Origin of the sequence: Jiangella sp. DSM 45060 (genome assembly GCF_900105175.1) — a bacterium.
Classification (GTDB): domain Bacteria; phylum Actinomycetota; class Actinomycetes; order Jiangellales; family Jiangellaceae; genus Jiangella.
This window is the reverse complement of sequence record NZ_LT629771.1, coordinates 248,836-267,932: the sequence shown is the minus strand read 5'-3', so window position 1 is coordinate 267,932 and position 19,097 is coordinate 248,836. Positions and strand designations below refer to the sequence as shown.

18 protein-coding genes are annotated in these 19,097 nt (G+C 71.1%); 8 read left to right on the top strand and 10 right to left on the bottom strand.

Annotated elements, in window-relative coordinates:
• Positions 1-4: 4 nt before the first annotated feature.
• From BLU82_RS01320 to BLU82_RS01290, 7 genes are all read right to left on the bottom strand, one after another.
• On the bottom strand, positions 5-1,270 hold the full coding sequence (locus BLU82_RS01320) for an ABC transporter permease (RefSeq protein ID WP_197682664.1): 1,266 nt from the start codon (positions 1,268-1,270) through the stop codon (positions 5-7).
• Positions 1,267-2,850 carry an ABC transporter ATP-binding protein gene (locus BLU82_RS01315; protein ID WP_092614550.1) on the bottom strand — a complete coding sequence of 528 codons (1,584 nt, stop codon included), beginning with the start codon at positions 2,848-2,850 and terminating at the stop codon, positions 1,267-1,269. The genes BLU82_RS01320 and BLU82_RS01315 overlap by 4 nt, the downstream gene beginning before the upstream one ends.
• A 100-nt stretch (positions 2,851-2,950) precedes the next feature.
• Complete coding sequence (locus tag BLU82_RS01310; protein WP_092614547.1) at positions 2,951-4,057, bottom strand: BMP family protein; 1,107 nt, start codon at positions 4,055-4,057, stop codon at positions 2,951-2,953.
• 188 nt (positions 4,058-4,245) lie between these two features.
• Positions 4,246-5,316 carry a hypothetical protein gene (locus tag BLU82_RS01305; protein ID WP_092614544.1) on the bottom strand — a complete coding sequence of 357 codons (1,071 nt, stop codon included), beginning with the start codon at positions 5,314-5,316 and terminating at the stop codon, positions 4,246-4,248.
• A gap of 81 nt (positions 5,317-5,397) precedes the next feature.
• Positions 5,398-6,081, bottom strand: coding sequence for a hypothetical protein (locus BLU82_RS01300; RefSeq protein ID WP_092614541.1), 684 nt, complete (start codon positions 6,079-6,081; stop codon positions 5,398-5,400).
• Positions 6,082-6,138: 57 nt separating this feature from the next.
• The gene (locus BLU82_RS01295; RefSeq protein WP_172885502.1) at positions 6,139-7,722 is read right to left on the bottom strand and encodes a methylmalonyl-CoA mutase; all 1,584 of its coding nucleotides are present in this window, start codon (positions 7,720-7,722) and stop codon (positions 6,139-6,141) included.
• 79 nt (positions 7,723-7,801) lie between these two features.
• Complete coding sequence (locus BLU82_RS01290) at positions 7,802-8,377, bottom strand: hypothetical protein (protein ID WP_157740455.1); 576 nt, start codon at positions 8,375-8,377, stop codon at positions 7,802-7,804.
• A gap of 225 nt (positions 8,378-8,602) precedes the next feature.
• Between BLU82_RS01290 and BLU82_RS01285 the strand changes: the two genes are divergently transcribed.
• The 5 genes from BLU82_RS01285 to BLU82_RS01265 all read left to right on the top strand — a co-directional run bounded on the left by BLU82_RS01285 (position 8,603) and on the right by BLU82_RS01265 (position 13,251).
• Complete coding sequence (locus BLU82_RS01285; RefSeq protein ID WP_092614534.1) at positions 8,603-9,733, top strand: glycosyltransferase family 1 protein; 1,131 nt, start codon at positions 8,603-8,605, stop codon at positions 9,731-9,733.
• Between the two features lie 173 nt (positions 9,734-9,906).
• Positions 9,907-10,284, top strand: coding sequence for a succinate dehydrogenase, cytochrome b556 subunit (sdhC, locus tag BLU82_RS01280; protein WP_092614532.1), 378 nt, complete (start codon positions 9,907-9,909; stop codon positions 10,282-10,284).
• 4 nt (positions 10,285-10,288) lie between these two features.
• Entirely contained in the window at positions 10,289-10,732 is a 444-nt protein-coding gene (locus tag BLU82_RS01275) for a succinate dehydrogenase hydrophobic membrane anchor subunit (protein WP_092614530.1), read from the top strand.
• Positions 10,733-10,753: 21 nt separating this feature from the next.
• Positions 10,754-12,499 carry a succinate dehydrogenase flavoprotein subunit gene (gene sdhA, locus BLU82_RS01270; RefSeq protein ID WP_092614525.1) on the top strand — a complete coding sequence of 582 codons (1,746 nt, stop codon included), beginning with the start codon at positions 10,754-10,756 and terminating at the stop codon, positions 12,497-12,499.
• Positions 12,499-13,251 (top strand): succinate dehydrogenase iron-sulfur subunit, encoded by a 753-nt coding sequence (locus BLU82_RS01265; RefSeq protein WP_092614523.1) that lies wholly within the window; start codon positions 12,499-12,501, stop codon positions 13,249-13,251. Before sdhA ends, BLU82_RS01265 begins: the two co-directional genes overlap by 1 nt.
• A gap of 157 nt (positions 13,252-13,408) precedes the next feature.
• Here the strand turns inward: BLU82_RS01265 and BLU82_RS01260 are convergent, their stop codons facing one another.
• Positions 13,409-14,350, bottom strand: a complete 942-nt coding sequence (locus tag BLU82_RS01260) for a hypothetical protein (protein WP_157740454.1) — start codon at positions 14,348-14,350, stop codon at positions 13,409-13,411.
• A 157-nt stretch (positions 14,351-14,507) separates the two neighbouring features.
• On the opposite strand from BLU82_RS01260, the gene BLU82_RS01255 reads away from it, so the two are divergent.
• Together BLU82_RS01255 and BLU82_RS01250 are read left to right on the top strand one after the other, a co-directional pair.
• Positions 14,508-14,849, top strand: a complete 342-nt coding sequence (locus BLU82_RS01255) for a PadR family transcriptional regulator (protein ID WP_092614518.1) — start codon at positions 14,508-14,510, stop codon at positions 14,847-14,849.
• Between the two features lie 16 nt (positions 14,850-14,865).
• Positions 14,866-15,594, top strand: a complete 729-nt coding sequence (locus BLU82_RS01250) for a hypothetical protein (RefSeq protein WP_092614515.1) — start codon at positions 14,866-14,868, stop codon at positions 15,592-15,594.
• Here BLU82_RS01250 and pcrA read toward each other — a convergent pair.
• Positions 15,570-17,879, bottom strand: coding sequence for a DNA helicase PcrA (gene pcrA, locus BLU82_RS01245; RefSeq protein ID WP_092614512.1), 2,310 nt, complete (start codon positions 17,877-17,879; stop codon positions 15,570-15,572). The genes BLU82_RS01250 and pcrA overlap by 25 nt on opposite strands.
• 166 nt (positions 17,880-18,045) lie before the next feature.
• Here pcrA and BLU82_RS01240 point away from each other — a divergent pair, with 166 nt between their 5' ends.
• The gene (locus BLU82_RS01240) at positions 18,046-18,777 is read left to right on the top strand and encodes a TIGR02206 family membrane protein (RefSeq protein ID WP_092614509.1); all 732 of its coding nucleotides are present in this window, start codon (positions 18,046-18,048) and stop codon (positions 18,775-18,777) included.
• Here BLU82_RS01240 and BLU82_RS01235 read toward each other — a convergent pair.
• Positions 18,737-19,093: a hypothetical protein gene (locus tag BLU82_RS01235; protein ID WP_092614506.1), complete on the bottom strand. Its 357-nt coding sequence runs from the start codon at positions 19,091-19,093 to the stop codon at positions 18,737-18,739. The genes BLU82_RS01240 and BLU82_RS01235 overlap by 41 nt on opposite strands.
• Positions 19,094-19,097 lie beyond the last annotated feature (4 nt).

The window sequence follows — 19,097 nt, the reverse complement described above, 5'->3', positions numbered from 1 at the left end:
GCGCTCACGCGCCCCACCCCCTCTGCAGCCCGGCGACGGGTTGCCCGGCCGACCGGACCGGGACCCGGAAGATGGCCCGGACCAGCGGCGGCGCCGCGATGAACAGCACGATGAGCGACTGGATGACGACGATGATGTCGATGGGCGTGCCGGTGCTGGCCTGCATGGGCACGCCACCGGCGCGCAGCGCGCCGAACAGCAGGCCCGCGGCCACCGTCCCCCACGGACTGGCCCGGCCGAGCAGCGCGACGGTGATGGCGTCGAAGCCGATGCCGGCCGAGATGCCGGACGTGAGGTACCGCTCGGTGCCCAGCACCTGCATGACGCCGGCGAGCCCGGACAGGCCGCCGGCCAGCACCATGACCCAGATGTAGGTGCGGCTGACGGACATGCCGGCGGTGCGCGCGGCGTTGGGGTTGGCCCCGACGGCGCGGAACTCGAAGCCCATCGTGCTGCGCTCGAGCAGCCACCACACGCCGAACGCGGCCAGGATGACCAGCACGAACCCGAGGTGCAGCCGGGAGTCGTCGAAGAACCGGGGCAGCTGGGCGGACCCGTCGACGATAGGGCTGACGGGGTTGGACGCGCCGGGCCGCTGGAACGCCGCCGTCGTGAGCAGGTAGGCGATGAGGAACCGCGCCACGTAGTTGAGCATGATCGTGACGATGACCTCGTGGGCCCCGGTGCGCGCCTTCAGCACGCCGACGATGCCGGCCCACAACGCGCCGCCCGCGATGCCGGCCAGCACGCCGAGGACGAGGTGCAGGCCGGTCGGCAGGTGCCAGCCGAAGCCGACGTAGCCGGCGAGGATGGCGCCCAGGATGATCTGGCCCTCGGCGCCGATGTTGAACAGGCCGGCCCGGAACGCCAGCGCGACGCCGAGACCGGCGGCGATGAGCGGCGCCGCGTTGGTCGCGGTCTCGGCCAGCGGCCGCAGCGCCCGCCCGATCGTGTACTCGTTGATGTCGATGATCGAGCCGGTGAACAGCGCGCTGTAGGCGTCGCTGATGGCGCTCCACGCGGCCGAGAGGGTGTCGCCGGGCCGGGAGAAGAAGTAGTCGGCGCGGTCCTGGACGTCCGGGTCGGACGCGGCGATCAGCACGGCCCCGATGACCAGCGCCAGCAGCACCGACAGGATGGTCACCAGGATGCTGCCGCCGGTCAGCTCGCGCATGAACCGCTGGAAGAACGTCTCCTGCCGCGGCGGGAGCGGCTCCTCCTCGGGCGCGGCCGGCTCGGGCGCCTCGGCGGGTGGCTTGGTGTCGGTCACGGCTGTCCGTCCTCCGGGTCGCCGGTCTCGCCGGCGTGCTCGACCTCCGTCGGGTTCGCCTCGGCCTCGGCCTGCGCCTCGTCGGGCGCGATGCCGGCCATCATCAGCCCGAGCACGTCGCGGTCGGTGTCGCCGGGCACGATGCCGACGATGTGGCCGCGGTACATGACGGCGATGCGGTCGGCCAGCGCGCTGATCTCGTCCAGCTCGGTGGAGACGATGATGACCGGCGTGCCGTTGTCGCGCTCGCGCACGATGCGCTTGTGCACGAACTCGATCGAGCCGACGTCGAGGCCGCGGGTCGGCTGGGCGGCGATGAACAGCTTCAGCGGCCGCGACAGCTCCCGGGCGACGACGACCTTCTGCTGGTTGCCGCCGGACAGCGTGCCGGCCGGGGTGTCGATGCTGCTGGTGCGGATGTCGAACTCCTCGACCCGCTGCCGCGCGTTCGTCGCCAGTTCCGAGCCGCGCAGCGACAGGCCGCGGGCGAACGGGGACCGCTTGTAGAGGTCGAGGACGAGGTTCTCGGCGACGGAGAAGCTGGAGACGATGCCGTCGACGGTGCGGTCCTCGGGCACGAACCCGACGCCGGCGCCGAGCACGTCGCCGACCCCGCGGCCGAGCAGCTCCTTGCCGTCGAGGCGGATCGACCCGGTGACGTGCTCCTGCACGCCGAGGATCGCCTCGACCAGCTCGGTCTGGCCGTTGCCCTGGACGCCGCCGACGGCGAGGATCTCGCCGCCGCGCACGTCGAAGGAGACGTGGTCGACGACGGCGGCGCCGCGGTCGTCGACCACGCTGAGGTCGTCGACGGCGAACGCGACGTCGCCGGGCTCGGCCGGCGCCTTGTCGACGGTGAGGCTGACGGAGCGGCCGACCATCATCGAGGCCAGCTCGTTCTCCGACGCGTCCGGCGAGGCCTCGCCGACGACGGCGCCGCGGCGGATGACGGTGATGCGGTCGGCGATGGCGCGGACCTCGCGCAGTTTGTGGGTGATGAACACGATCGACGTGCCGTCGGCCTTGAGCTGGCGCATGATCGCGATCAGCTCGTCGGTCTCCTGCGGCGTCAGCACCGCGGTCGGCTCGTCGAGGATCAGCACGTCGGCCTTGCGGACCAGCGCCTTGATGATCTCGACCCGCTGCTGGACGCCGACGGGGAGGTTCTCGACGAGGGCGTCGGGGTCGACGTTGAAGCCGTAGCGGTCGGAGATCTCGCGGACGTCGCGCCGGGCGGCGTCCATGTCGAGTAGGCCGGCCGAGCCGACGTGCTCCTGGCCGAGCATGACGTTCTCGGCGACGGTGAACACCGGGATCAGCATGAAGTGCTGGTGCACCATGCCGATGCCGGCCGCCATGGCGTCGCCCGGGCCGGAGAACGCGACCTTGTTGTCGTTGACGACGATCTGGCCGTCGTCGGGCTGGTAGAGGCCGTACAGCACGTTCATCAGCGTGCTCTTGCCGGCGCCGTTCTCACCGAGCAGGCAGTGGATCTCGCCCGGCTCGACCACCAGGTCGATGGAATCGTTGGCCACCAGGCTGCCGAAGCGCTTGGTGATGCCGCGCAGTTCGAGCTTCAACGGCCGGACCGCCCTCCTCGTGGTGCGAGCGATGAAGTGAGCACGACGCTACCCCGAACGGCCCGCTGGGCGGGCCGTCCGGGGTGGTCGTGACCGACGGTCAGGAGAACGCCGCGTCCGACTCGACGACGAGGTCGCCGGAGATGATCTGCTCCTGGATCTGCGCGATCTCGTCCTTCGTCTCCTGCGAGACCTCACCGTCGAAGTCGTGGAACGGGGCCAGCCCGACGCCGCCGTTCTCGAGCGTGCCGACGTACGGCTCGTTGCTGAACGCGTCGTCCGCCGCCTCCTGCGTCGCCGCGAGGACGGCCTGGTCCATGCCCTTGAGGACGGAGGTCAGGATGACGTCGCCGTAGTCGGGCGCGGACTCGAAGCCGTCGGAGTCGGCCCACACGACGGCGACGTTGCCCGCCGCCTGCGCCGCGATGGCCGCACTCTCGGCCAGCGGGCCGGCGACCGGGTGCAGGACGTCGGCGCCCTGGCTGATGAGGTTGTCGCTGATCTGCCGGGCGAGGCCGGTGTTGGCGAAGTCGCCGACGAACTGGCCGTCCTGCGTCGCCTTGTCCCAGCCGAGGACCTGGACGTCGGTCCCCTTCTGCTCGTTGTAGTACTGGACGCCGTCGTAGAAGCCGTCCATGAAGATGGTGACCGTGGGGATGGGCGCGCCGCCCCAGGTGCCGACGATGCCGGTCTTGGAGTACGACGCCGCCGCGTAGCCGGCCAGGAACGCCGCCTCCTGGGTGTTGAACACCAGGGGCTTGACGTTGTCGATGGGCGTCGGCGTGCCGGTCTCGTCGGTGTACTGGTAGTCGACGATGGCGAAGTGCTCTTCGGGGTTGGACTCGGCCGCCTCGCGGGTGGCGTCGGCGAGCAGGAAGCCGACCGTCACGATGATGCCGCAGTCGTCCTGGACCATGGCGGTGACGTTCGGGCCGTAGTCGGCGTCGGTCTGCGACTCGGCGAACTTCGGCTCCGGGATGATGCCCTCTTCCTGGGCCAGCACCAGGCCGTTGTACGACGTCTCGTTGAACGACTTGTCGTTGATGCCGCCCTGGTCGGACACCATGCACGCGGTGAAGTCAGCGCTGCCGCCCGTGCTGTCGCCGGTGGCGGTGCCGTCGCCGTTCTCGTCCGGAGCCTCACCACAAGCCGCGACCGCGAGCGCGACGGCGCTCACCGCGGCGGCGAGCCGAAACCTCTTGTTCATCTGCCCCTCCAGGCCCCGATGGTCGATCGGCCGTGCCACTCGTGTCCGGTGGGGCCGAAATCGCTGCGAATCCAAGCCGTAGGCTAACCGCCCATCTCGCCATTTGAACGCAGGGTGAACCGCCGAGATGTATCCGTGACCAAGTCGCTGTCGAACCGCCGCACAGCGTGAACGCCGGGAACGTCCCCTCAGCGAGCGCGTTTGACGACGGTCTGCACCTCGGCGACCGGGACGTTCACGGTCGATTCGCGGCGCAGCGGGTCGAGGTCGCCGCCGACGGCGGTGCCGTCCTCCTCCTGGCCCTCCCACGACGCCGACCACTCGGTGGCGGCGGTGACGGGGTAGCCGCCCGGGTAGGCGACGGAGGCGCGGGTGAACTGGACGGTACACCCGTCGGCGTCGGCCGCGCCGGACGTCCAGGCCTGCTGGGCGACCTCCGGGTCGCACTGGCGCGACCCGTTCGGCGACGCGATGGACAGCCCGTCGGTCGTCGCGGTGACCTCGGCCCACACGTTGGCGCCGACGACGTCGGCGCGGATGGTGCGGGTGCCGCCGTCGCCGCCGACCATCTCGGGGTCGACCACCCAGAACCAGGTGTTGACGTTGACGAACGTGGCGCCGTCGGCGGTGCCGGCCAGCCGCGGGTTGCGGTCGACCTCGGGCTCGTCGATGACCATGACGTCGCGGGCCTCGATGGCCAGCGTCTCGGGGTCGACGGCCGGCGCCGGCGGCTCGCCGTCGACCCACGGCCAGTAGATGATCGGGATCTCGCCGTTGACCCCGCCGTAGTTGGACCCCTGGGCGCACTTCATCATGTCGTCCACGCTGCCGGCGTCGCCGGCGCGGACCTGGTACCAGGTGAGGTCGGTGCCGGCGGCCTCCCGCGCGATCGCCTCCTCGAACACCGACCGGTCGGGGAACATCCCGCGGGCGAACGAGAACGAGCCGTTGATGAGCGGGTACGTCTCTTCGTACCACTTCATCACGGCCTCGGGGTCGCCGGCGTCGACGCTGCTGCCGTCGCCTGGCATTTGGCTGTCGAGCCGCTCCCACCAGCAGACCGGCGGGATCGAGACCGTGTAGCTGCCGCCGTCGCCGGGTGCGCCGTCGCCGGTCAGGACGACCTCGACGCCGACCTCGTAGCCGTCGCCGGTGTCGTCGCCACCGGTGCCGTCGCGGGCCCCGGCCAGGCCAGCCGCGGCCAGCACCAGGGCGGCGCCGGCCACCAGCGTGGACAGGCTTCTGACGACGGCCCTCATGGCTCGGCACTCCAGGTGGTTCGGTCACAACGGGCGGACCTGGACTTTACCATCGGGCACGGACCCCGTCAGGACGCCGTCTCACTCGCACGGCGCGGGGTCGGCTTGCTCGGTGTCGGACGCCAGCCACGCGCCGTCGACCAGTGTCATCGTCAGCACCAGGCGCTCGACCTCGGGCTGTGGTTCGCCGGTGCCGCCGATGTACTGCACCCAGTCGCGCATGATGGTGCAGACGTCGACCTCGGCGGTGGTGTCGTCGACGCTGACGCCGCGCAGCACGAGATGCGTCGTCTCGCCGACGACGACCCGCTGCTTCGAGATCGACTCGACCATGTAGTTGAGCAGCCGGCCGAGTTGAGGGTCGATGGCGGTGCGCAGAATGCCCGACTGTTCGTCGCCGGCGCCGAACAGCACGGCGTCCCAGCTGGCCATGAACCGGCCGGCGCCCCGCAGCACCGCGAGTTCCTCGTCGGTGGCGTCGGCGGGCGCCTCGATGGGCAGCTCGGCGTGCAGCTCGACGGTGCGCTCTTCGCCGGGCGGCTGGTAGGGCGGCGTGAACGCGGCGCTCGGCTCGGTCACCGGGCCGGACGGGACGTCGCCGGGCACGGTCGGCGGGTCGGACGGGACGGCGGACGCGGACGTCGTGACGGCGGACCCGCCGGTCGAGGAGCCCAGGCCGGTCGGCTCCTCACCCGCGGCCGAGCAGCCGGCCGGCAGCAGGAACGCGGCCACGGCGGCGCCCACCGCCAGCGCGCGTCGGCTCATGCGTCCCTCCGTCGATGTGCTGATCGGCACATCGTACGTTCCGCGTCGGACAGCGGGTCAGATTCCGGCCGGCGGCGTGTACGTCCCCCACACCTCGCGCAGCGCGTCGCACACCTCGCCGACGGTGGCCCGGGCGGCCAGCGCGGCGCGCATCGGGACCAGCACGTTGTCGGTGCCCGCGGCCGCCGTGCGCAGTGCGTCCAACGACCGCCCGACGACGTCGCCGTCGCGGGACGAGCGCAGCGCGGCCAGTCGCGCGGCCTGCGCCGCCTCGATGGCGGGGTCGACCCGCAGCGGCTCGTACGGCTCCTCGTCGTCGGTGACGTACCGGTTGACGCCGACGACGGTGCGCACGCCGGCGTCGACCTGCTTGGCGACGTCGTACGCCGACTGCTCGATCTGGTCCTTCTGGAAGCCGCGCTCGATGGCCGCGACGGCACCGCCCATGTCCTCGACCCGCGTCATCAGCTCGACGGCGGCCGCCTCCAGCTCGTCGGTGAGCGACTCGACGGCGTACGAGCCGGCGAACGGGTCGACGGTGCTGGTGACGTCGGTCTCGTAGGCCAGCACCTGCTGGGTGCGCAGCGCCAGCCGGGCCGCCTTCTCCGTCGGCAGCGCGATGGCCTCGTCGTAGGAGTTCGTGTGCAGCGACTGCGTGCCGCCGAGCACCGCGGCCAGTGCCTGCACCGCGACCCGGACCAGGTTCACCTCAGGCTGCTGCGCCGTGAGCTGCACGCCCGCCGTCTGGGTGTGGAACCGCAGCATCTGCGACTTCGGGTTGGTCGCGCCGAACTCGTCGCGCATGACGCGGGCCCAGATGCGCCGGGCGGCGCGGAACTTCGCGACCTCCTCGAGGATCGTGGTCCGCGACACGAAGAAGAACGACAGCCGCGGCGCGAACTCGTCGACGTCGAGCCCCGCGCTGAGGGCGGCGCGGACGTACTCGCGCGCGTTGGCCAGCGTGAACGCCACCTCCTGCACGGGCGTCGCGCCGGCCTCGGCCATGTGGTAGCCGGAGATCGAGATGGTGTTCCAGCGTGGCAGCTCACGCCGGCAGTAGCCGAAGATGTCGCTGGTCAGCCGCAGCGACGCGGCCGGCGGGTAGATGTAGGTGCCGCGGGCGATGTACTCCTTGAGCACGTCGTTCTGGATCGTCCCGGTCAGCCGCTCGCCGGCGACACCCTGTTCCGCGCCGACCAGCTGGTACAGCAGCAACAGCAGCGACGCCGGCGCGTTGATCGTCATCGACGTCGACACCTCGCCCAGCGGGATGCCGTCGAACAGCACGCGCATGTCCTCGACCGAGTCGATGGCGACGCCCACCTTGCCGACCTCGCCCGCCGCCACCGCCGCGTCGGAGTCGTACCCCATCTGCGTGGGCAGGTCGAACGCGACGGACAGTCCGCCGGTGCCGGCCTCGACCAGCTGGTGGTAGCGCCGGTTCGACTCGGCGGCGGTGCCGAACCCGGCGTACTGCCGCATGGTCCACGGCCGCCCGGTGTACATCGTCGGGTAGACGCCGCGGGTGTATGGGTACTCGCCCGGCACGCCCAGCCGCTGCTGCGCCGGCCAGTCGTCGAGCGCCTCCGGTCCGTAGACGGGCTCGACGGGCAACCCGGACTCCGTCGTGCGCGTGGCCACGTCCCTCACCTCCGTCGGCTGGATCCCTTCACGGTAGGGCTCCGGCGGGTGGTGTGGGTGGTGACATTGTCCACAACGCTCAGCCGAGCGGGTGGACCGTCGTCTCGCGGTCGGCCTCGACGACGAGGAACCGCTCGCCCCGGCCGACCCGGCGGCCGAGCGGCAGTCGCTGCCGTCCCTTGTCCAGCGGGCCGGTGTAGACGTCGGTCTCGTGCACCCGGTAGAGCGGGTCCAGCCGGTGCAGCGTGACGTCCACGTGGGCGGGCTTGCGCAGCACCAGCACGATGCTGTTGTCGCCGGACTCGTAGGCGGCGGCGCCGATGATGCGGGTGTCGCGGTTGGGCGCCGTGACGACCTCGCGGATCTGCGCCACGATGATCGACGGGATCGGCGCGAGGCCGTCGACGACCCGCAACGTGGGGTTCTGTGCCTTCAGCGACGAGATCATCCGGTCGCGCTTGGGTCCGGTGACGGCCCGGCCCAGCGCCAGGATGTCGATGGTGGCGCCGTCGACGCCGTAGCGGACGCGCTCGGCGTCGGTCTCTTCGCGGACCACCATGCCGGCCTCGCGCAACGCCCGGCCCAGCTCGTCGAGGACGCGTACCCGCTTGCCGACGAGCAGCACGCGTGCCGGTGTCCCGATCTCGGTCGTCACTCGCTACCCCCAGGTCGCCCTGTCACGGCCGAGACGCCCGTGCCAGCGCGAGCCGGCAGGCGCACTCGTAGTATCGATCTTGCGGGCAGACATCACTCAGCGTCACCGTGCGTCTCTCATAGTGAGAACCTTGCGTCTCGAAACGGCTCAGCCGACGCCGTAGCGTCGACCGCCGTTCACGCGGCCATCCCCGTCGCGCCACCGGGTGCCCGCATCGTTGCCGGCATGAGGGTAGCGATCGTCGCGGAGTCGTTCCTCCCCCAGGTCAACGGTGTCGCGAACTCGGTCTGCCGCGTGGTGGAGCATCTCACGCGACGCGGCCACACGGGGCTCGTGATCGCTCCCGGCGAGGGCGTGTCGGAGTACGACGGGCACCAGGTGCTGCGGGTGCCGTCGTTCGCTCTGCCGGGCAACGACGACAGCATCGTCGGCATCTCCACCCGGCGGCGCATCAGCCGGATCCTGCGCGACTTCGACCCCGACGTCGTGCACCTGGCGGCGCCGGTCTGGCTGGGCCGGGCCGGCATGAACGCGGCGACCCGGCTGGGGTTGCCGACGGTCGCCGTCTACCAGACCGACCTCGCCGGGTTCGCCCGCGGCTACCGGCTCTGGCGCACCATCGGCGACGACGCGATCTGGTCGTGGCTGCGACGCATCCACGACCAGGCCGACCTCACGCTGGCGCCGTCGACGGCCAGCCTGCGGCAGCTGGACGCGCACGGCTTCGCCCGGCTGGCCCGCTGGGGCCGCGGCGTCGACCTCGTCCGCTTCCACCCGGCCCACCGCGACGAGGGACTGCGCCGTGAGCTGGCGCCGGACGGCGAGGTCATCGTCGGCTACATCGGCCGGCTGGCGCCGGAGAAGCACGTCGCGTCGCTGACGGCGCTGGCCGGGCTGCCCGGCGTCAGGCTGGCGGTCGTCGGCGGCGGGCCGAGCGAGTCGTCGCTGCGGGCCGCGCTGCCCGACGCCGCGTTCCTCGGGTTCCGCACCGGCCAGGAGCTGTCGCGCGCCTACGCCAGCCTGGACGTGTTCGTGCACACGGGACCGGCCGAGACGTTCTGCCAGGCCGTCCAGGAGGCGCTGGCCTCCGGCGTCCCCGTCGTCGCCCCGAACGCCGGCGGCCCCACCGACCTCGTCGACGACGGCTGGTCCGGCTACCTCGTCGACACCGGTGACGGCGAGCAGCTGCGCGCCGCCGTGGCACGGATCGCCGCCGACCCGGTGCGCCGGGTCCGGATGGCCGCCGCGGCCCGCGAGTCGGTGTACGGGCGGTCGTGGGAGGCGGTCTGCGACCAGTTGCTCGAGCACTACGCGACGGCGGTCGCGCGCAGGCGCCTGGCCGCGGCCGCGGCGTAGGATCTTCAGCGACTTAGGGTGACCTAAGTGAGAGATGTCACGGCCGAAACAGGCCTCTGAACAGGCCAGACGTGACATTGGCCACGGACTCGGCCATGGCGGCGGGGCTACCATGACCGGCGGCCGGGCACGCTGCCCGGCGTCCCCCGTCGCAATCGGAAGGGTGCACGTTCGTGCCCAAGGCGCCTGCAGGCACGCTTTACCGCGGCCGTGAAGGCATGTGGTCGTGGGTGGCCCATCGGGTCACCGGCATCGGCATCTTCTTCTTCCTCTTCGCGCACATCCTCGACACCGCGCTCGTCCGCGTGTCGCCGGAGGCGTACAACGAGGTGATCGCCACCTACAAGAACCCGGTCGTCGGGCTCATGGAGGTGGGGCTGGTGGCCGCCATCGTGTTCCACGCGTTCAACGGCCTGCGCATCGTCCTCGTCGACTTCTGGTCGAAGGGGCCGCGCTACCAGAAACACATGTCCGTCACCGTCCTGGTGCTCTGGGTGGTGCTCATGGTGCCGTTCACGATCCGCCACCTCTCCCACGTGTTCGGGGGCTGACCCGATGACGACGACGATTCCCTCGCCGCGCTCGCCGCGGCGGCTGCGCGGCCGGACCAACACCGAGCTGTACGCGTGGATGTTCATGCGCGCGTCCGGCGTGCTGCTGGTGATCCTGATCTTCACGCACCTGTTCGTGAACCTCGTCACCGGCGACGGCATCAACGCGCTCGACTTCGGCTTCGTGGCCGGCAAGTGGGCCGACCCGCTCTGGCAGGTCTGGGACCTGCTGATGCTGTGGCTGGCGATGCTGCACGGCACCAACGGGCTGCGCACCGTCATCAACGACTACGCCGAGCGCGACCAGGTGCGGCTGTGGCTGAAGGTCGCCCTGTACACGGCCACGACGATCACCATCGTGCTCGGGACGCTGGTGATCTTCACGTTCGACCCGTGCCCGCCGGACGCGGCCGCCGACCTGCTGCCGTCGTTCTGCCAGGTGCCGTAGTTCATCTTCGAGAGGCAAGTCATGCAGACCCATCAGTACGACGTGGTGATCGTCGGCGCCGGCGGCGCCGGGATGCGCGCGGCGCTCGAGTCCGGCCAGCGGGTCCGCACCGCCGTGCTGACCAAGCTCTACCCGACCCGGTCGCACACCGGCGCGGCCCAGGGCGGCATGTGCGCCGCACTGGCCAACGTCGAGGAGGACAACTGGGAGTGGCACACCTTCGACACCGTCAAGGGCGGTGACTTCCTGGTCGACCAGGACGCCGCCGAGGTGATGGCGAAGGAGGCCATCGACGCCGTCCTCGACCTGGAGAAGATGGGGCTGCCGTTCAACCGGACGCCCGACGGCCTGATCGACCAGCGCCGCTTCGGCGGGCACACCCGCAAGCACGGCGAGGCCGCCGTCCGCCGGTCCTGCTACGCCGCCGACCGCACCGGCCACATGATCCTGCAGACGCTCTACCAGCAGTGCATCAAGCGCGACGTCGAGTTCTTCAACGAGTTCTACGTGCTCGACCTGCTGTTCAACGAGGTCGACGGCGTCCGCCGCACCGCCGGCGTCGTGGCGTACGAACTGGCCACCGGCGAGATCCACGTGTTCCGCGCGAAGGCGGTCGTGTTCGCGACCGGCGGCGCCGGCAAGGTGTACAAGACCACGTCCAACGCGCACACGCTGACCGGCGACGGCATGGCCATCGCGTACCGGCGCGGGCTGCCGCTGGAGGACATGGAGTTCTTCCAGTTCCACCCGACGGGCCTGGCCGGCCTCGGCATCCTGCTGTCCGAGGCGGCCCGTGGTGAGGGCGCGATCCTGCGCAACAGCGAGGGCGAGCGGTTCATGGAGCGCTACGCACCGACGCTGAAGGACCTCGCGCCGCGCGACGTCGTCGCCCGGGCCATGGCCAACGAGGTCCGCGAGGGCCGCGGCTCCGGCCCGAACAAGGACTACGTCCTGCTCGACCTCACCCACCTCGAGCCGGCGCACATCGACGCGAAGCTGCCCGACATCACCGAGTTCGCCCGCACCTACCTGGGCGTCGAGCCGTACACCGAGCCGGTCCCGGTCTTCCCGACCGCGCACTACGCGATGGGCGGCATGCCGACGACGATCGACGCCGAGGTGCTGGCCGACAACACGCACGTCCTGCCCGGCCTCTACGCGGCCGGCGAAGTGGCCTGCGTCAGCGTGCACGGCGCCAACCGGCTGGGCACCAACTCGCTGCTCGACATCAACGTGTTCGGGCGGCGGGCCGGCATCGCGGCGGCGGAATTCGCGTCTCATGCTCCCCTGGTCGAACTGCCGTCCGATCCGTCCGACGACACCGTCGCGCTGCTGGAGGGGATCCGCGACCGCGCCGACGGCGAGCGCGTCGCCGTCCTGCGCCGTGAGCTGCAGGAGACGATGGACGCGAACGCGCAGGTGTTCCGGTCCGAGGCGACGCTCAAGCAGGCGCTGTCGGACATCCATGCGCTGAAGGCCCGGTACGGCTCGGTGTCGGTGCAGGACAAGGGGCGTCGGTTCAACACCGACCTGCTCGAGGCGGTCGAGCTGGGCTTCCTGCTCGACCTCGCCGAGGTCATCGTCGTCGGCGCGCTGGAACGCAAGGAGTCGCGCGGCGGCCACTTCCGCGAGGACTACCAGAACCGCGACGACGTCAACTACATGCGCCACACCATGGCGTACCGCTCTCCTTCCGACGACGGGGTCCGCCTCGACTTCAAGCCCGTCGTCGTCACCCGCTACCAGCCGATGGAGCGCAAGTTCTGATGACTGCTGCTGTCGCCGACGCGCCCGCCGCGGGCGCCGTCCCGTCCTTCCAGGTCACGATGCGGCTGCGCCGGTTCAACCCGGAGAACGACACCGAGCCGCGCTGGGAGGAGCACACCGTCACCATGCACGGCACCGACCGGGTGCTCGACGCGCTGCACAAGATCAAGTGGGAGATCGACGGCTCGCTGACGTTCCGGCGGTCGTGCGCGCACGGGATCTGCGGCTCCGACGCGATGCGCATCAACGGGCGCAACCGGCTGGCCTGCAAGACGCTGCTCAAGGATCTGCCGATCGACAAGCCGATCACGGTCGAGCCGATCAAGGGCCTCGCCGTGCTCAAGGACCTCGTTGTCGACATGGATCCGTTCTTCGAGGCGTACAAGTCGATCATGCCGTTCCTCGTCACGTCCGGGAACGACCCGTCCCGCGAGCGCCGTCAGTCCCCCGAGGACCGCGCCCGCTACGACGACACCACCAAGTGCATCATGTGCGCCGCCTGCACCACCTCCTGCCCCGTCTACTGGTCCGACGGCCAGTACTTCGGCCCGCAGGCCATCGTCGGCGCCCACCGCTTCATCTTCGACTCGCGCGACGAGGGCGCCGAGGAGCGCCTCGAGATCCTCAACGACCGCGACGGCGTCTGGCGCTGCCGGACGACGTTCAACTGCACGGACGCCTGCCCGCGCGGCATCGAGGTGACGAAGGCCATCCAGGAGGTCAAGCGCGCCCTCCTCTTCCGCCGCGTCTGAGCGCCGGCTTCGTCACCTGATCGTTTTCCCGCGAAGGATCAGGTGACGAAGGCGGCCGGGCGGGTGGCGTTGTGTCACCTGATCATCTTCAGCATGCGGACGGAAAACGATCAGGTGACACAACGACGCCTTGGCGGGGCGTTTCGTCACCTGATCGTCAGCCGGCGGTGCGCCCGTCCCAGCCGCGGGCGATGAGCGCACGGCGCAGGGTCTCGCCGACCGACTCGGGCCGATGCCTGATGGCATACGACGTGATGCGCAGCAGCGTCCGGCCGTCGATCACGATGTCGTTCGCCCGATCGAGGTCGGCATCCCACGTGAAGACGTCGAGGTGACCACGGCCGTCGACCTCGGCCGCGAGGCGGAACTCCGCCCAGTCCGTGTCGAGATAGCAGCGTCCGTCCGCTCGGCGGAGGATCCGCTGACGGACGGGTTCGGGCAGGTGGAACGCCCGGACGAGCACGGCGAACTCGCGCTCCGGCACCGACGCGACACCGCCGGCGGCGTCGTCGATGGTCTCGGCGATCAAGGCGTGGCGCAGGCAGGGACCACGCCGTGACAGCGCGTCGCGCAGCTGCTCGGGTGTCACCAGACGTTGCTGCACCCCGGCGAGGACGATCGCCCGCGCGCGGTTGTCTTCGGACGCCCACGCCGCGGCGTCGACGATGCTCCGCGGGAGCCGGCACCGTCGCGGGACCTTGAGCGGGTGGACGTCGGGCTCGGCGAGGAACCGGGAGTAGTGGACGACGACTCCGGGCAGCCGTGGGTCGCGCGTGCCGCAGGGCTGGGTGACGAAGATGGCGCCCGTGGCGAACCCCTGGAGTCCGTCGAGCTCCGCTGCGGTCAGGCCGGCGAGCGCGGCACCACGTGGTGAGGCCTTCACGGCGGCCTGCAACCGTTGACGGCTCCCCAGCTCGCCGTTGTGGCTGACGAAGACGTCGCGCCCGATCCGCTGCCAGCGACGGGCGCGCACCTCCCGGCGCACGTGGCGGGCGAACGCCGGCGGCACCTCGTGGCGGTGCAGGACGCCCGCCTGGGCCTCCAGCAGCCGCGCGAGCAGGTCACCGTCGCACGTCGCGGGCACCGGGTCTGCGGTCACGGAGACAGCTCAGCGGCAGCCGCGCACGCCCACCAGAGGCTGCTCGGCGATTGTGGATGACAGCGGCAATCCGTGCCGCCTGTGGACAGCCGCGCGGCCGTACGCTGCCGGTCCGGCGGCACACACAACCGCGCGGCGCCCTGGTATCTTGTCTCGCATGGTACCTGGCGAGGGTCAGATCATGACCAACCTCCGGCGCGGCGCGCTGGAGTACTGCATCCTCGCCCTCGTCCGCGACGGCGAGCGGTACGGGCTGGACATCGCCCGCGAACTGACCGACGGCGTGCTGATGGCCGGCGAGGGGACGCTGTATCCGCTGCTGTCGCGGCTGCGCAAGGGCGGGCTGGTCGCGTCGTCGTGGCAGGAGTCGGAGTCGGGGCCGCCGCGCCGCTACTACCGGCTCACGCCCGACGGGCAGGCCGCGCTGGACACGTTCGAACAGACCTGGCGGCCGTTCCGCGACGCCGTCGACCGCGTCCTCGCCACCGGGCGAGGGTGAGCGCCATGGAGGACCCATGCTGACCGCCACCCAGCACCAGCGCATCGACCGCTACCTGGACGAGTTGGCCGGCGCGCTCGGCGCTCTGCCGGCCGGCGAACGGGACGATCTCGTCGCGGGCGTCCGCGAGCACATCCATGCCGCCCTGGCCGACCGGCCCGACGTCACCGACGACGGCGTCGACGAGGTGCTGCGGGCGCTCGGCGACCCGCTCGCCATCGCGGCCGAGGCGACCGGCGACGACGGCGTCAGCGTCGGCCCCACCGGGGTCGGCCCCGCCGGAGTCGGCCCCGGCAAGCGGCCGTTGTCGCAGCGCGACTGGGTGCCGGCCGCCGTCGTCGCGCTGCTGGCCGCGGCGCCGCTGGTGCTGCCGGTCCTCGCCACGGTCGGCGGCATCTTCGCGCTTCCGGTGGCGCTGATCACCGGCTGGCTTCTGCTCTGGGTCTCGCCGCTCTGGACGCCCGGCGAGAAGACGGCGGGCACGTTCCTGCTGCCCGCCCTGGGGATGTTCTGGCTGTTCGCCCTGGTGGGCACCGTCGGTACGAGCGTGTGCTCCGGCTCGATGGACTCGGACGGCACCGTCACCGGCGAGGTCTGCACCAGCGACAGCCCGGTGCCGCCCGTGGTCGCGGGGATCCTGCTGGCGGTGTTCGCCGTCGCCACCGTCGTCACCGCCGTCGTGCTGCTGCGCAACGGGCGGCGGCGGGCGACCGCGCTGGCTCAGAGCTTCTCGACCGGCGCGTAGCGCAGCAGCAGCGTCTTCAGCCCGGACTCGCCGAAGTCGACGGTGGCCTGGGCGTGCTCGCCCTGGCCGTTGGTCGCCACGACGGTGCCCAGGCCGAACGCGTCGTGGGTGACGCGGTCGCCGGCCGACAGCGCGATGACCGGGCGGTTCCCGGCACCGGTGGACCGGCCGCTGACCGCCTGCCGTCGCGGCGGCGGGGTGGTCCACTTGACCTGGTCGGCCTCGGTGCGGCGCCAGTCGATGAGCTCGTCGGGGATCTCGGCGAGGAACCGCGACGCCGGGTTGTGCGCCGGCGACCCCCAGGCGCTGCGCAGCAACGCCCGCGACAGGTACAGCCGTTCGCGCGCCCGGGTGATGCCGACGTAAGCGAGCCGGCGCTCTTCCTCGAGCTCCTGCGTGTTGCCGCCGAGCGAGCGCTGGTGCGGGAAGACGCCGTCCTCGAGGCCGGTGAGGAACACCACCGGGAACTCCAGGCCCTTCGCGGTGTGCAGCGTCATGAGCGTGACCATGCCGTCGTGGTCGTCGCCCTCGGGAATCTCGTCGGCGTCGGCGACCAGGCTGACCTGCTCGAGGAACCCGGGCAGCGAGCCGTCGGAGTCTTCGCTCGCCTCGTACTCGCCGGCGACGGCGACGAGCTCGCGCAGGTTGTCGAGGCGGGTTTCGTCCTGCGGGTCGTCGGACTCGGACAGCTCGGCGACGTAGCCGGTGCGATCGAGCGTGGCCTCGAGCACGGCGGCCGGGCCGACGCCGTCGGTGACCAGTTGCCGCAGCTCGTCGGTCAGCTGGACGAACCCCTCGATGGAGTTGACGGAGCGGGTGGCGATGCCAGGCGCGTCGGCGGCGTGGCGCAGCGCCTGGAAGAACGTGCTGCGCTCGCGCTGGGCCAGCGCCTCGACCATGGCCTCGGCGCGGTCGCCGATACCCCGCTTGGGGACGTTGAGGATGCGCCGCAGCGACACGGAGTCTTCGGGGTTGGCCAGGAACCGCAGGTAGGCCAGCGCGTCGCGGATCTCGCGCCGCTCGTAGAACCGGGTGCCGCCGACGACGCGGTAGGGCAGGCCGACCCGGACGAAGATCTCTTCCAGCACGCGCGACTGCGCGTTGGTGCGGTAGAACACGGCGACGTCGCCGGTGCGGGCCTCGCCGTCGTCGGTGAGGCGGTCGATCTCGTCGGCGACGAACTGCGCCTCGGCGTGCTCGTCGTCGGCCACGTAGCCGACGATCTTGGCGCCGTCGCCGCTGTCGCTCCACAGCCGCTTCGGCTTGCGGCCGGAGTTGCGGGCGATGACGGCGTTGGCGGCGGACAGGATGGTCTGCGTGGACCGGTAGTTCTGTTCGAGCAGGATGACCCGGGTGTCGGGGTAGTCCTCCTCGAACTGCAGGATGTTGCGGATGGTGGCGCCGCGGAACGCGTAGATGGACTGGTCGGCGTCGCCCACCACGCACAGCTCGGCCGGCGGCACCGCGGGCTCGTCCTCGCCGGAGATGACGCCGGTGCCGACCAGCTCGCGCACCAGCACGTACTGGGCGTGGTTGGTGTCCTGGTACTCGTCGACCAGGATGTGCCGGAACCGCCGCCGGTAGTTCTCGGCGACGTCGGGGAACGCCTGCAGCAGGTGCACCGTCGTCATGATGAGGTCGTCGAAGTCGAACGCGTTGGCCTCGGTGAGCCGGCGTTGGTACAGCTCGTACGCCTCGGCGATCATCTTCTCGTGGTGCGACTCGGCCCGGGCCAGCGCGGTCTCGTAGTCGACCAGCTCGTTCTTGAAGTTGCTGACGGCGTAGCTGAACTGCCGCGGCTGGTAGCGGCGGGGGTCGAGGTCGAGCTCGCGGCACACCATGGCCATGAGGCGGTGGGAGTCGGCTTGGTCGTAGATGGAGAACGACGACGTGTAGCCGAAGTGCTTGGCCTCGCGGCGCAGGATGCGCACGCACGCCGAGTGGAACGTGGACACCCACATGATGTCGGAGCGCTTCCCGACGAGGTCGGCGACGCGCTCCTTCATCTCGCCGGCGGCCTTGTTGGTGAACGTGATGGCGAGGATGGAGCCCGGGTGCGCGTTGCGCTCGCCCAGCAGGTACGCGATGCGCCGGGTGAGCACCCGCGTCTTCCCCGACCCCGCACCGGCCACGATGAGCAGCGGTGACCCCTGATGGGTGACGGCGTCGCGCTGCGGCCCGTTGAGCCCGTCGAGCAGCGCTTCGGGGTCGCGCGAGCGCCGCTTCGCCGGCTTCTTCGGCTCGGCCGCCGCGGTCAGGGTGAGGTCGTCGAACAGGGCACTCATCGCCGGCGGGTCACACTCGCCTTCTCACTCGCTTGGCTGGCGCCCCCAGCCTATGCCCGACCGCCGACAGACTCCGCCCGAACACGCTTACGAACGCACGGTGCGATCGGCCGCCCCCGCATACCTCCCGCCGGAAGGGGAACCGTCCACGACGGGAGCGGCATCGATGTCGGGCGACACCTTCACGCCGTACGGCCTCTCCCACGTGGCCGTGCTCGTGGTCCTGGTAGCGCTGGCCTGGTGGCTGGTGCGGCGGGGACGCGCGGCCCGCGGCACCCTCGCAGCGGATCGGCTCAGCACCGGGTTCGCCGTCGTCTTCCTGGCACTGACGCTGCCGCTGCAGGTGTACTTCAACCTGCCCGGCCGCTTCGACCTGGGACTGTCGTTGCCGATCCAGCTCTGCGACCTGGCGTGGCTGGCGGCGATCCACGCGCTGCTGACGCGCCGGCGCTGGTCGGCCGCACTGACGTACTACTGGGGCCTCACGCTCAGCGTCCAGCCGATCCTCACCCCGGATCTCGACGCGGAGTTCCCCGATCCCGCCTTCGTCCTCTACTGGTCGATGCACGGGCTGACCGTGGCGGCGGCGGTCTTCCTGACGTGGGGCCTGGGGATCCGGCCCGGCTGGGACTCGTACCGGGTCGCGGTGACGGCGACCGCTGTGTGGGCGGCGCTGGTGTTCGCGTTCAACGCGGCGGCCGGCGCGAACTACGGCTTCCTCAACGCCAAGCCGGACTCGGCGTCGTTGCTGGACCTGTTCGGCCCCTGGCCGTGGTACGTGGTGGTCGAGACGGTGCTCGTCGCCGCAGTCTGGGCTCTGGTCACCTGGCCGTGGACGCGGCGGAGCCCTGACGGGATCAGCTCCAGAAGACGGCGATCACGACGTTCGCGGCGGTGAGCCCGAACAGGGCGAAGAACAGCCCGTCGGCGATGGCGGTGCGTTTGCGCTGAGCGAAGCACAACGCGGTGATGATCAGCACGATGACCAGCTTCACGCCGATCTTCGCGTTGTCGACGTCCTTGCCGAGGGAGTCGATGCCGGACGCCATGCCGACCATCGCGACACCGGTGACGAGCTGCGTCAGCGCGCCGTGCAGCATGGCCAGGTTGACGACGCGGCCGCCACGCGCGCTCAGCTGCACCATGATGCCGCCGAGCAGGCTGGCCAGTCCGAAGAAGTGCAGCACGAGCACGAGGTCGTAGACGAACTCCATGATC

Bases quoted from the DNA above. Each gene is read 5' to 3' on its own strand.
- BLU82_RS01265 (WP_092614523.1), top strand. From the start codon at position 12,499: ATGACTGCTGCTGTCGCCGACGCGCCCGCCGCGGGCGCCGTCCCGTCC.
- BLU82_RS01305 (WP_092614544.1), bottom strand. From the start codon at position 5,316: ATGAGGGCCGTCGTCAGAAGCCTGTCCACGCTGGTGGCCGGCGCCGCC.
- BLU82_RS01310 (WP_092614547.1), bottom strand. From the start codon at position 4,057: ATGAACAAGAGGTTTCGGCTCGCCGCCGCGGTGAGCGCCGTCGCGCTC.
- BLU82_RS01235 (WP_092614506.1), bottom strand. From the start codon at position 19,093: ATGGAGTTCGTCTACGACCTCGTGCTCGTGCTGCACTTCTTCGGACTG.
- BLU82_RS01240 (WP_092614509.1), top strand. From the start codon at position 18,046: ATGTCGGGCGACACCTTCACGCCGTACGGCCTCTCCCACGTGGCCGTG.
- BLU82_RS01285 (WP_092614534.1), top strand. From the start codon at position 8,603: ATGAGGGTAGCGATCGTCGCGGAGTCGTTCCTCCCCCAGGTCAACGGT.
- BLU82_RS01300 (WP_092614541.1), bottom strand. From the start codon at position 6,081: ATGAGCCGACGCGCGCTGGCGGTGGGCGCCGCCGTGGCCGCGTTCCTG.
- pcrA (WP_092614512.1), bottom strand. From the start codon at position 17,879: ATGAGTGCCCTGTTCGACGACCTCACCCTGACCGCGGCGGCCGAGCCG.
- BLU82_RS01275 (WP_092614530.1), top strand. From the start codon at position 10,289: ATGACGACGACGATTCCCTCGCCGCGCTCGCCGCGGCGGCTGCGCGGC.
- sdhA (WP_092614525.1), top strand. From the start codon at position 10,754: ATGCAGACCCATCAGTACGACGTGGTGATCGTCGGCGCCGGCGGCGCC.
- BLU82_RS01250 (WP_092614515.1), top strand. From the start codon at position 14,866: ATGCTGACCGCCACCCAGCACCAGCGCATCGACCGCTACCTGGACGAG.
- BLU82_RS01255 (WP_092614518.1), top strand. From the start codon at position 14,508: ATGGTACCTGGCGAGGGTCAGATCATGACCAACCTCCGGCGCGGCGCG.